This window comes from Oecophyllibacter saccharovorans (assembly GCF_006542375.1).
Taxonomy (GTDB): Bacteria; Pseudomonadota; Alphaproteobacteria; order Acetobacterales; family Acetobacteraceae; genus Oecophyllibacter; species Oecophyllibacter saccharovorans.
The window spans coordinates 352,500-365,161 of sequence record NZ_CP038143.1; the positions used below are offsets into that span (position 1 = coordinate 352,500).

Below are 12,662 nucleotides of genomic sequence, written 5' to 3' on the forward strand. Positions count from 1 at the left end.
ACCGCCGCGCTTGCCGGACCGGACGCGCGGGTATAGCCGCAGGCGTGCCCTCGCCCACAGCAGGGAAAGCGGTCTTTAATCACATAAGCCGTGTGCTGACAAGAGGGGCGCGTCCCACCTCCTGGCCGGGCTGGCACAGATCACGCGCCAGTCACTACGGAGCCGTTAGCCCAGGGGTCCGCCCTCCCGGGGATCAGTCATCAAGGAAGGATCGCAGCTTGCGCGAGCGGGATGGATGCTTGAGCTTGCGCAGGGCCTTGGCCTCGATCTGTCGGATACGCTCACGCGTCACATTGAACTGCTGGCCCACTTCCTCGAGAGTATGGTCCGTGTTCATTCCGATGCCGAACCGCATCCGCAGTACGCGTTCCTCACGCGGTGTCAGCGAGGCAAGAACCCGGGTCGTGGCTTCGCGCAGATTCGTCTGGATAGCGGCATCCAGCGGAATGACGGCCGCCTTGTCCTCGATGAAATCACCGAGATGGCTGTCTTCCTCATCGCCGATCGGCGTTTCAAGCGAAATCGGCTCCTTGGCGATCTTGAGAACCTTGCGGACCTTCTCAAGCGGCATGCCCAGCTTCTCTGCCAGCTCTTCAGGGGCGGGCTCACGGCCGATCTCGTGCAGCATCTGGCGCGACGTGCGTACCAGCTTGTTGATGGTCTCGATCATGTGCACCGGAATGCGGATCGTCTTGGCCTGATCCGCAATGGAGCGTGTGATGGCCTGACGGATCCACCAGGTCGCATAGGTCGAGAACTTGTAACCACGCCGGTATTCGAACTTGTCCACCGCTTTCATCAGGCCGATATTGCCTTCCTGGATCAGGTCCAGAAACTGCAGGCCGCGATTGGTGTATTTCTTGGCAATGGAGATCACCAGGCGCAGATTGGCCTCGATCATCTCCTTCTTGGCACGGCCTGCATCCCGCTCGCCGCGCGAGATGGTCTGATACACCTGGCGGAACTCGCCAACCGGCAGGCCGGTTTCATGGGCCAGCTCCGCCACTTCCTGGCGCAATGCAAGCAGCTGGGGCAGATGCTTCGTGGTGAGGTTCTTCCACCCCTTGCCGGGCAGAGCCGTCAGGGTATCGATCCAGTCCGGATCGAGCTCATGGCCGCGATAGCGCGACATGAATTCCTCACGCCCCAGCCGGCAGCTTTCAGCCAGACGCAGCATCCGCCCTTCCAATGCGTTCAGGCGCTGCACCTGAGCCTTGATGGATTCCACCAGCTCTTCAATGCGGTTGTTGTGCAGCGACATGCGGCTGACAAGAGCGATCATATCGCTGCGCAGCTTCTCGTAGGCCTTCTCTGTCTTGGAAGGCACTTCCTCACCTGCAATCTGCGCTTCAATACGGTGCGACTGCAGCTTTACAAGTTTCTGGTAGAGGGGTTCGAAAGCCTCGAAAAGCTCCATGATTTCAGGACGCAGCTTCTCTTCAAGCGCTGCCAGGGAAAGATTGCTGCCGGCGCTTTCAGCGTCAGCATTCTCATCCTCATCGCTTTCGTCGCTGCTGTCATCCGTGTCCGCAGAGGTCTCCCCCTCACCGGTCAGGCCTTCCTCAGGCTCATTCTGGCTGGCTTCCAGGTCGATCACGTCCCGCAACGGCAGGTCACCGGCCTTCAGGTCCTCATACCAGCCGAGAATGGACTGGAAAGTGAGCGGGCTGCGGCAGAGCCCGTTAATCATCTCACCGCGTCCGGCCTCGATCCGCTTGGCAATGGCGATCTCGCCTTCGCGCGACAGCAGTTCCACCGCCCCCATTTCGCGCAGATACATGCGTACGGGATCATCCGTGCGGCTGGCCGCCTCGGCATCCACATTGCCGCCGCTCAGCTCTTCCGAGTCTTCTTCCTCATCTGAAGAAGCCGCCTGGGCCGGGGGACTGGCCTCTTCCTCCCGCTCTTCGCTTTCAACGACCTGGATGCCCATTTCCGACAGGGCCGCCATCACGTCTTCAATCTGCTCTGACGACATGCGGTCCTGTGGCAGGACGGCATTGAGCTCATCAAAGGTGATATGCCCCTTCTCACCCCCTTTGGCGATCAGCCTCTTGACGGCGGCCGACTGCACATCCAACGGAGCGCCATCCTGCTCCGTGGTGTTGCGGTCCGTTCCGGAGCCTGATTTCGTTGCCATGCGTCTCTCCGTACAGTCGTCTCAAACGTCTCAAAAGCCAGGGGCGGTCCTCATGGAAAATACCATGACTGCCGATGTAAAACCGATGACCGGGCAGCGTGGAAGTGGTAAATCCAACCCCACTAGTCAAGTTCCCGCTTGCATAAAACCCGGTTTTTGCCGTCTGGCTGCGGTCTTTTTGTCTCAGTTTCACCCTTCACCGGTGAGGGTGTTTTACGCACATCTTTCTCCAGTGTCGCCACTGGCTGTCCTCCCCTTCCCCCACCCCTGCCCCTCCGTTCTCTACTTCAGGTCCTGATCTGTCGCTTCCGGGCTTTCCCCACGCCGCAGGGCCTCGAGAATCCGTAGTCGTGCGCGAAGGGCGTCCGGAAATTTACCGGCCTCACTCCCAGGCCCGGAAGAATCCTGCAGAATCAGCTGAGCATATTCCTGGCGCACTTCACGTTCAAAAACTGCAAAATTCACCAAGCCGTAAAAATGCCACCAGGTTTCAAGCGGCGTCGTGCCCGTCAGGTCCTCGGTCTCTTCGCTACTGCGGCCCTCGCGCGGCAGGGGCACGGCCAGAACCTCCTGCTGAAGCGCTTCCAGCCCACAGCCCTGCACCCAAGCCAGACAGCCGGCTTCATCCAGGAATTCAGCCTGGGCGTTCCATTCCAGAAGACAGCTGCGCAGGGTCTGCAGGTCTTCAGGGAGCGCCAGTTGACTGAAAGCCAGCTCAACATGAGGCAGAATTTCCGGATGGCGAAGCAGCAGAGCACACAGCGCCATGAGACGCGCCCGGTCCCGCTGCTTCGACTGCACAGGAGGCGGGGGCGAAAAATTCTCCGCACTTGACGACCAGTTCCCTCTCTGCGCGCCGGAATTCCCCCGATTGCTTCCCCAGTTTTTTGTCCCGCCACTGTAAGCAGCGGCTTTCTGTGGGCGAAACCGCGCAAAGAACATATCCAGCAATGTGCTGCGATACTCTCCGGCCAAAGCGCGATCAGGGATGAGTCGGGCCAGCTCTTCAAGCTTGCGGCGCAAGCGGGCGCGCTCTTCTGGACCGGGCGTGGCGGTTTTAAGGGTGCCGGTCAAAAGGTTGAAGAGTTCTTCAGCCATCGGGCGCGCCCCTTCCAGCAAGGTGCGCATTGCTTCACGACCCTGGTGGCGAATGAGCGAATCCGGGTCTTCCCCTCCTTCCAGCCGGCAGAAGCGCAGGCTGCGCTCAGCGGTCATCAGCGGCAGCGCGATCTCACAGCTCCGCAAGGCAGCCCGCTGACCGGCCGCATCCCCGTCAAGACAGAGGATCGGCGACTCGCTCTGCCGCCACAGCAATTCGAGCTGCTCCTCTCCCAGGGCGGTGCCCAGAGGCGCTACAGCCCCGCAGAAGCCAGCCTGGTCGAGGGCAATGACATCCATATAACCCTCAACGACCACCAGCGCTTCACCCCTGCGCGCTGCAGCCGTGGCCTGATCGAGGTTGAAAAGCATGCGCCGCTTGGAAAACAGTCGTGTTTCGGGGCCATTCAGGTATTTCGGCTGCCCGTCCCCCAGAATGCGCCCTCCGAAGGAAACCAGCCGTCCCCTGCGGTCCCGAATGGGGAAGGTAACCCGGTTGAAGAACAGTTCACCCCGTGGCGCGCCGTGCTCATCAACCCGCATCAGCCCGGCCTGAACCAGCCGTTCTGCCGTCACCCCCTCGGTCTCCAGCGCCCGGAGCAGCTGGCGACCATCCCCTGACCAGCCAAGACCGAATTTCTCCAGCGTCGCCTCGCTCAACCCGCGGCCGCGCAGATAGGCCAGGCCATTGCGCCCCTGCGGCTCATACAGGTAACGCCGGTAGAGCGCCTGCACCTTCTCGAGCACCTCGCCCAGATCCTGCGCAACCCGGCGCGTTTCCTCCGCGCGCGGGTCCTGCTGGGGCATTTCCAGCCCGACTTCACCAGCCAGGCGCTCAACGGCTTCAGGAAAACTGCTGCCTTCCGTCTGCATCGTCCAGGTGATGGCGTCCCCATGCGCGCCGCACCCGAAACAGTGATAGTGATCGTCATAGATATAGAATGACGGTGTCTTCTCACCATGGAACGGGCAGCAGGTCTTCCAGTTGCGCCCCGAGCGCACGAGCTTGCAGCGCCGCCCGATCAGGCTCACCAGCGAGTGGCGGTTGCGCAGCTCGTCAAGAAAAGCCGAATCAATGGCCATGCCTGCCCTCTACCCTCACCTCTGCATGCCGTTTTCAGGAAAACCGGTTTTCAGAAAATCCCGCGCCTGCTTTTTGAGCAGATAAATCCACAGGCGTGTTCCCGGCTTATTGGATCAGTTGGGTTGCGTCAGTCGGGCCTTGACCAGCGGGCCAGCCTTGCCGGCGTCCAGGGCTGCCCCGAAACGTTCCTTCAGCGCTGCCATAACGCGCCCCATATCCTTCAGCCCTGCTGCCTCCGTGCTGGCAATCGTCTCCCCGATCGCCTTTTCCAGCGTTGCCTGATCCACTTCGGGCGGCAGGTAGTGTTTGATCGTGCTGATCTCGGCTTCTTCCTTTTCAGCCAGTTCAGGCCGACCCCCCTTGTGATACAGAGCCGCGGATTCCGTGCGGGACTTGATCATGCTGCGCAAAGCTGCATGCACGTCCCCTTCCTTCACTTCAGCCTGTCGGGCCCGGGCTTCGACATCCAGATCCTTTAGCTTGGCGGTGATGCCACGCAAACGGGCCACAGCTTCCTTGTCACCGGCCTTCATCGCCGCCTTGAGATCATCCATGATCCGGGTGTGTAGTGGGGTGGTCATCTCGCAACTCCTGTCTGGCCTGGGGCTGGCTGAACTGATTGAATATTGAATATAGAAAGAGCGGCAGAAAATCTGCGGCGCACTGAGCCAGCCGGGATAGCGCCGCCCTTTCAGAAGTCCCGCATCATAAAAGCTCAGTTCATCAGCTGAAAGGGCTTTCCCACCAGCCCTTTCCCACCAAACCCATCCAGCAAACTCCATTGAGACATGGCTGGCATGGTGCTTGGAAACGCCTCGAAAGCGAATTCTGAGATAAATCCAGGGATGGGAAATTTTTTCCCGGGACCGTTAGGGCAATTCTTTTTCCGGCTTTGCCCGGAAAAAACTTCCCAGCTCCGCAGGCAGCCTCTATTGTTCCATCAATTTATTTGCCGTGTTGCGGGACCGGGTTTGAAACAGCGCTCACAGCTGAAGCGGAAAGGAAAATTCTGGCATGAATATTGATGCGCTGATCGAAAAAACCGGTGGCCCGGCCCGAATCGCCCAACTGACCGGCGTCGGCAGTGAAGCGGTGCGTAAATGGCGGCAGGCCGGCACGGTGCCGCCCAAGCACTGGCCGGCGCTTCTTCAGCTCCCTGGCATCACACTTGCCGACCTGACAGCAGACCTTCCTGAAGGAAATGCACAGGAAACGGACAGGCCTCAACAAAAACAGGGCCTGCCTGCCTCCACGCCGGATCTGAAAGCCGACGCACAGAGCGGCGCGGAAGAAACACTTCCCCCAGCCGGCGCCACGGCTGTTCTGGTTCTGGCAGACGGAACAGTGCTGTGGGGCAAAGGCTTTGGTGCCTGCAACGAGGCTCTGACAGGCGAGCTCTGCTTCTGCACGGCCATGACCGGCTACCAGGAAACACTCACGGACCCCTCCTTTGCAGGTCAGATCGTTACTTTCACCTTTCCCCATATCGGCAATGTCGGCACTAATCCGGAAGATGATGAAGCCAGCCGGATGGTGGCGCTTGGCGCGGTGGTCAAGGAAGACGTCACGCTGCCTGCCAACTGGCGCGCCACTGAAGATTTCCGTCACTGGCTGAAAGCCCGGGGCCGCAGTGGCATCAGCGGCATCGACACACGCAGGCTTACCCGCCTTCTGCGCGACAAGGGGCCGCAAACCACCGTGCTGTCCTATCCGGAGACGGGGAAATTCGACATCCCGGCCCTGCTCGACAAAGCGCGCCAGTGGCCCGGGCTGCAGGGCATGGATCTTGCCGCTGAAGTAAGTCGGCCGGCACGCAGCTGGGACAAGCCCGTCTGGGCGGAAATGCTGAGGGCGACCACCCCCTCGTCTCAGCCCCGGCAGCGGAAACGGCGCGTCGTCGCCCTGGATTATGGTGCCAAGGATAATATTCTGCGCTGCCTGGTAAGCGCCGGATGCGAGGTGGAGGTGCTGCCCGCAACCGCAAACGGCGCTGAGATCCTGGCCATGAACCCTGAAGGCGTGTTCCTCTCCAATGGCCCAGGGGATCCGGCAGCCACCGCGCAATACGCGGTACCGGCCATTCAGGCCGTGCTGGAAGCCGGGATTCCCATCTTCGGTATCTGCCTGGGCCATCAGCTTCTCGCGCGCGCCTTTGGCGGCAGCACCTACAAGCTTCCGCAGGGCCACCGCGGCGCCAACCAGCCCGTCAAGGACCTGACCACGGGCAAGGTTGAAATCACCAGCCAGAACCATGGCTTCGCCGTGGATGAAAACTCCCTGCCTCAGGACGTGACCGTAACCCATGTCAGCCTGTTCGACGGCACCAATGAGGGCATCGCCCACAAGACGCGCCCGGCTTTCTCCGTTCAGTATCATCCGGAAGCCAGCCCCGGACCGACTGACAGTTTCTATCTTTTCGAACGGTTTGTCAGCCTGATCGACGCGCAGGCACCAGACAACCGGAGCCGAAAAAAGAATACTCCCCAGAATGATGCAGCCAAAGGCGCCTGACCCATGCCCAAACGCACAGACATCCGCTCCATCCTCATCATCGGCGCCGGGCCCATCGTCATCGGTCAGGCGTGTGAATTCGACTATTCCGGTGCTCAGGCCTGCAAGGCGCTGCGGGAAGAAGGCTACCGGGTCATTCTGCTCAACTCCAATCCCGCCACGATCATGACCGATCCGGACCTGGCGGACGCGACCTATATCGAGCCGATCACCCCGGAGTTCGTCGAACGCATCATTCTCAAGGAAAAGCCTGACGCCATTCTGCCGACGATGGGCGGCCAGACAGCCCTTAATGCCGCCATGGCGCTTGACCGATCCGGCTTTCTGGAAAAACACGGTGTGGAGCTGATCGGGGCGCGGGCCGATGTGATCGACCGGGCTGAAGACCGGCTCAAATTCCGTGAAGCCATGGACAAGGTGGGGCTGGAAAGCCCACGCAGCAGCATTGCCCACTCCCTTGAAGAAGCACGGCAGGCGCTAGAGCATACAGGGCTGCCGGCGATCATCCGCCCCTCTTTCACCATGGGCGGCTCAGGCGGCGGCATCGCCTACAACCGCGAGGAATTCGACCAGATCGTCCGCAGCGGACTGGACGCCTCGCCCACCACGGAGGTTCTGATCGAAGAATCGGTCATCGGGTGGAAAGAATACGAGATGGAGGTGGTGCGTGACGCAGCTGACAACTGCATCATCGTCTGCTCCATCGAGAACATCGATCCGATGGGAGTGCATACAGGCGACTCAATTACGGTGGCCCCCGCGCTGACCCTGACTGACAAGGAATACCAGCGCATGCGCGATGCCTCCATCGCCTGCCTGCGGGAGATCGGGGTGGAGACCGGCGGCTCCAACGTGCAGTTTGGCGTCAACCCGAAAGACGGCCGCATGGTCGTTATCGAGATGAACCCCCGTGTCTCGCGCTCCTCTGCCCTCGCTTCCAAGGCGACCGGCTTTCCCATCGCCAAGATCGCAGCCAAGCTGGCAGTGGGCTACACGCTCGACGAGCTGAGCAACGACATCACCGGCACGACGCCTGCCAGCTTCGAGCCCACGATTGACTATGTCGTCACGAAAATTCCGCGTTTCACTTTCGAGAAGTTCCCCAGCACGCCGGCCCTGCTCTCCACCTCCATGAAATCCGTCGGCGAAGCCATGGCGGTCGGGCGCAGCTTTGCCGAATCCCTGCAGAAAGGTCTGCGCTCCATGGAAACAGGGCTGACCGGCCTTGATCCGGTCGCCCCGCCGGGCGACGGCAGCCCTGATGCCTATCGCGCCGCCCTGTCAGAACCGCGCCCGGAACGCATTCTCATGGTCGCTCAGGCTTTCCGGGCCGGGTTGTCGCTTGAGGACATCCAGGCTGCCTGCCATTTCGAACCCTGGTTCCTGAGACAGATTCAGGCGCTCATCACCACGGAGCGCGAGATTGAGCAGAACGGCCTGCCTGAGGATGCAGTAGCCCTGCGCAACCTCAAGGCGCAGGGCTTTTCCGACCGCCAGCTGGCCCGCCTTTCCGGCCAGACGGTCGAAGAGGTCAGGGCCCTGCGCGAAAATCTGGCCGTGCAGCCCGTCTACCGGCGGATCGATACCTGCGCGGCTGAATTCGCTTCCGGCACACCTTACTTCTATTCCACTTATGAAGGCGGCTTCGGCACACCGACATGCGAAAGTGAACCGACAGCGCGCGACAAGATCATCATTCTCGGCGGCGGCCCCAACCGGATCGGCCAGGGCATCGAATTCGACTATTGCTGCGTGCATGCAGCCTATGCCCTGCGGGAAGCCGGCTTTGAGACCATCATGGTCAACTGCAATCCGGAAACTGTTTCGACCGATTACGATACATCCGACCGGCTTTACTTCGAACCCCTGACGGCTGAAGACGTCATCGCCCTTATCCAGACGGAAAGTGCGCAGGGACGTGTTCTGGGCTGCCTGGTGCAATATGGCGGGCAGACGCCCCTCAAGCTTTCACGCGCCCTTGAAGAGGCCGGCATCACCCTGCTCGGCACGCCGGCTGATGCCATCGACCGCGCTGAGGACCGCGAACGTTTCCAGGCCATGCTGCGCAAGCTGGGCCTGCGCCAGCCACGCAACGGCATCGCCCGCACGCCGGAAGAAGCGCTGCAGGTCGCCGAAGAGGTCGGTTATCCGGTCGTGGCGCGGCCTTCCTACGTTCTGGGGGGGCGTGCCATGGAGATCGTTCATGATCGTGCCGGGCTGTCGCGTTATCTCAACACCGTCCTGCGTGACGCGGGCGAAGAGATCGCCACCGGGCCGGTGCTGCTTGACCACTACCTCAATGATGCGATTGAAGCGGATGTGGACTGCATCGCCGATGGCCAGAACGTCTATGTGGCGGGCGTCATGGAACATATCGAGGAGGCAGGCATTCATTCAGGCGATTCCGCCTGCTCACTGCCTCCTTACACGCTGTCGCCCGCGCTGATCACGGAATTGCGGGCCCAGACCGAAGCCATGGCACGCGAGCTGGGCATTCAGGGGCTGATGAACGTGCAGTTCGCCATCAAGGATGACGAGGTCTTCGTGCTGGAGGTCAATCCCCGCGCCTCCCGCACCGTGCCCTTCGTGGCCAAGGCCACCGGCGTTCCGGTCGCCAAGATCGGCGCGCGCATCATGGCCGGGGAAAAACTGACTGACTTCCCCCTGGCCGCCAGAAGCGTCGTGCCCCATGTCGCGGTCAAGGAAGCGGTCTTCCCTTTCCACCGCTTCCCGGGCGTGGACACCATTCTGGGGCCCGAAATGCGCTCGACCGGCGAAGTCATGGGACTGGATCACACATTTGAAATGGCTTTCGCCAAGTCCCAGCTGGCCGCCGGGGTGAACCTGCCCCAGTCAGGCACGGTGTTCCTGTCCGTGCGTGACAGCGACAAGGCGCATGTTCAGCCTCTGGCCCGCAAGCTGGTGGAAATGGGCTTTGACATCCTGGCAACCCGTGGCACGGCGACGCGCCTGCAGGAAGCGGGCATTCCGGTCACGCAGGTCAACAAGGTGCTGGAAGGAAGGCCGAACTGTGTGGACGCGATCCGCTCAGGGGACGTCCAGATGGTCATCAACACGTCACAGGGCGGTCAGGCCGCGCGTGACAGTTTCGATATCCGGCGCTCGGCCCTGACAATGGGTGTGCCGCACTTCACCACGATCGCGGGCGCGCGTGCCGCCACCTACGCCATTGCCGCGCTGCGCGACCAGAAGGTCGACGTTGCCCCGCTGCAGGCCTACTTCCCCACCGGGTTCAACTGAGCCCGCCCTGGCTGCCAGGCCCCGGAAGGCAGGGGACTTGCAGGGGGCGCTTTCTGCTGGCTATCCTGAAAACAGCAGAACAGAATACGCCCGTTTCCACCCGACGCATTGCAGCGTACGGGCCTGGGCCGTCATGAGGTCTTCCCCCTCACCGGAGGATCCGGCCTCTGTGAACGCCGGCGGCGCAGGAGCCTGAAAATCTGAAAATCCAGGGCCACTGCGTCTGACCCATCATTCGATCGAACCAAGGATTCCACCGTGCAGAAAAGCCCCATGACCGCGCAGGGACTGAAGCGTCTTGAAGATGAGCTGCGCCAGCTCAAAACGGAAGGGCGCCCTGCCGTCATCCGCGCCATTGCCGAGGCGCGTGCGCACGGCGATCTTTCGGAAAATGCGGAATATCATGCCGCTCGCGAACGTCAGTCCTTCATTGAAGGCCGCGTCATGGAGCTGGAAGGGCTGATCTCCACCGCCCAGGTTATCGACCCTTCCTCCCTGTCGGGAGATCGGGTGCAGTTCGGCGCCACTGTCGAGCTGGTGGACGAGGAAACAGATCAGGAACGCACCTACCAGATCGTCGGCGAGCATGAAGCTGACATCAAGCAGGGCCGCCTCTCCGTCTCCTCGCCGCTGGCCAAGGCCCTGATCGGCAAGGAAGTGGGCGACAGCGTCTCTGTACCGGCCCCCGGTGGCGACAGGACTTACGAGATTCTGAAAGTCACCTATCGCTGAAAAAGCCCCTGCCCGTTTCAGGAAACTGCCATGACTTCTCCCACGCCCTCACCTGCTGACCTTTCAGCCCCACGCGTGCTGGTTCTGTATTACTCCACTTACGGCCATGTCGAGACGCTGGCAGGTTCAGTGGTGGCAGGCGCGCGCCAGGGAGGGGCTGAGACTGATCTGCGGCGCGTGCCGGAACTGGTTCCCCCAGAAGTCGCACAAAGCCATCATTTCAAGCTCGACCAGCCGGCCCCGTTGGCTGAGCCTGAAACACTGGCTGATTATGACGGCATTATCGTCGGCGCCCCGACACGCTTCGGGCGCATGCCATCGCAGATGGCCGCTTTCTGGGAACGGACGGGCGGCCTCTGGCTCCGCGGCGCCCTGATCGGCAAGGTGGGCGCCGCCTTCACCTCCAGCGGCACCCAGCATGGCGGTCAGGAAACAACCCTGTATTCCATCATCACCAACCTTCTGGCGCATGGCATGGTGATCAGCGGGCTGCCCTACAGCTTTCAGGGCCTGGTCGAGACCAGCGAAGTCAGCGGTGGCGCACCCTGGGGTGCAGGCACCATCGCCGGCACGGATGGCAGCCGGCATCCGATCGAAAATGAGAAACAGGGCGCTTTCTACCTCGGCCAGCGCGTCGCCCGTCTGGCGGCAAGGCTGAAAGCCACGGAAGACGCCAAAACCTGATCCGGACGACCAGACAGATTGGCAGGCTGAAAGAGAATATCAGGTGCCGAACAGGCGGTCCCCGGCATCGCCCAGACCCGGCACGATATAGCCCCTGCGGTCCAGGCCCTCGTCAAGCGCGCTGGTGATGATACGCACGTCCGGATGCGCTTCGCGGAGCGCGTGCACCCCTTCAGGCGCAGCCACCAGGCAGACAAACACGATCTTCTGCGCCCCGGCTTTCTTGAGACGGTCCAGCACGGCCAGGGCGGAATGCCCGGTCGCCAGCATCGGGTCCAGAACCACGCAGCGCCGCTCGGCCAGATGGGCGGGCACATTGAAGTAATATACCCGCGCCTCGAGCGTATCATGGTCCCGCTGCACCCCGACATGACCCACGCACGCTGAAGGCACAAGGTCCAGCATGCCTTCGAGCAGCCCAAGCCCGGCACGCAGGATAGGAATCACGCAGAGGCTGCGCCCTTCCAGCTGTCCCACCCGCAGATGTGTGCCGTCTGGCATGACCAGCTCCTGCGGCCGCAGGGGCAGGTCACGCGTTGCCTCATAAGCCAGAAGCAGGCTCAGTTCACGCACTACCTTGCGGAAATCCGCCCGCGGCAAAGTGCGGTCACGCAACCAGGAAAGCTTATGCTGCACCAGGGGATGCGCGATGATCTCGATCCCTCCGTCCTCTTTCCCAGCAGCGGAGGCAGCGCTCTGCGGAGACACTGTCATGGTGTCGTTTTCTCCGGGTCAGCTCCGCAATCGCCTTCAGGCACGAAATCGAGCGCCAACCCGTTGATGCAGTAGCGCTGCCCTGTCGGAGCGGGCCCGTCCGGAAAAACATGGCCGAGATGGCCCTGGCATTTCATGCAATGGACTTCAGTGCGCGCCATGCCGAAACGCCGGTCCTCCGAAAAGCCCAGCGCCTCTTTCTCAGGGGCGTGAAAAGAAGGCCACCCGGAGCCGCTGTCATATTTCGCCGTCGAACTGAACAGTTCTGCCCCGCATCCTGCGCAACGGTAGCGGCCCGGGCGTTTCTCGGCATTCAGAGGGCTTGACCCGGCGGGCTCAGTGCCGTGTTCCCGCAGGATCCGGCGGCGCGCCAGGCTCTGTGCGCTCTGGGGAGCTGCGCATGAAAAAGAATCGTCAGGGCTCATTGCTCGCTCCGTC

General features: G+C 61.7%; 9 protein-coding genes. 4 read left to right on the plus strand and 5 right to left on the minus strand.

The window, feature by feature from the left end; all coding sequences use genetic code 11:
- Positions 1-193: 193 nt before the first annotated feature.
- The 3 genes from rpoD to E3E11_RS01565 form a co-directional block, all read right to left on the minus strand.
- On the minus strand, positions 194-2,140 hold the full coding sequence (gene rpoD / locus E3E11_RS01555) for an RNA polymerase sigma factor RpoD (RefSeq protein ID WP_141450860.1): 1,947 nt from the start codon (positions 2,138-2,140) through the stop codon (positions 194-196).
- 282 nt (positions 2,141-2,422) lie between these two features.
- The gene (gene dnaG / locus E3E11_RS01560; protein ID WP_141450861.1) at positions 2,423-4,321 is read right to left on the minus strand and encodes a DNA primase; all 1,899 of its coding nucleotides are present in this window, start codon (positions 4,319-4,321) and stop codon (positions 2,423-2,425) included.
- A gap of 114 nt (positions 4,322-4,435) precedes the next feature.
- On the minus strand, positions 4,436-4,903 hold the full coding sequence (locus tag E3E11_RS01565) for a GatB/YqeY domain-containing protein (protein ID WP_141450862.1): 468 nt from the start codon (positions 4,901-4,903) through the stop codon (positions 4,436-4,438).
- A gap of 433 nt (positions 4,904-5,336) precedes the next feature.
- Between E3E11_RS01565 and carA the strand changes: the two genes are divergently transcribed.
- The 4 genes from carA to wrbA all read left to right on the plus strand — a co-directional run bounded on the left by carA (position 5,337) and on the right by wrbA (position 11,510).
- Positions 5,337-6,833: a glutamine-hydrolyzing carbamoyl-phosphate synthase small subunit gene (gene carA / locus E3E11_RS01570; protein WP_141450863.1), complete on the plus strand. Its 1,497-nt coding sequence runs from the start codon at positions 5,337-5,339 to the stop codon at positions 6,831-6,833.
- A gap of 3 nt (positions 6,834-6,836) precedes the next feature.
- Positions 6,837-10,094: a carbamoyl-phosphate synthase large subunit gene (carB, locus tag E3E11_RS01575; RefSeq protein WP_141450864.1), complete on the plus strand. Its 3,258-nt coding sequence runs from the start codon at positions 6,837-6,839 to the stop codon at positions 10,092-10,094.
- 258 nt (positions 10,095-10,352) lie between these two features.
- On the plus strand, positions 10,353-10,826 hold the full coding sequence (gene greA / locus E3E11_RS01580; RefSeq protein ID WP_141450865.1) for a transcription elongation factor GreA: 474 nt from the start codon (positions 10,353-10,355) through the stop codon (positions 10,824-10,826).
- A gap of 30 nt (positions 10,827-10,856) precedes the next feature.
- Entirely contained in the window at positions 10,857-11,510 is a 654-nt protein-coding gene (wrbA, locus tag E3E11_RS01585; protein WP_141450866.1) for an NAD(P)H:quinone oxidoreductase, read from the plus strand.
- 39 nt (positions 11,511-11,549) lie between these two features.
- On the opposite strand, the gene upp is transcribed toward wrbA, so the two are convergent.
- Complete coding sequence (upp, locus tag E3E11_RS01590; RefSeq protein ID WP_141450867.1) at positions 11,550-12,224, minus strand: uracil phosphoribosyltransferase; 675 nt, start codon at positions 12,222-12,224, stop codon at positions 11,550-11,552.
- Positions 12,221-12,649: a peptide-methionine (R)-S-oxide reductase MsrB gene (msrB, locus tag E3E11_RS01595; protein WP_141450868.1), complete on the minus strand. Its 429-nt coding sequence runs from the start codon at positions 12,647-12,649 to the stop codon at positions 12,221-12,223. Before msrB ends, upp begins: the two co-directional genes overlap by 4 nt.
- Positions 12,650-12,662 lie beyond the last annotated feature (13 nt).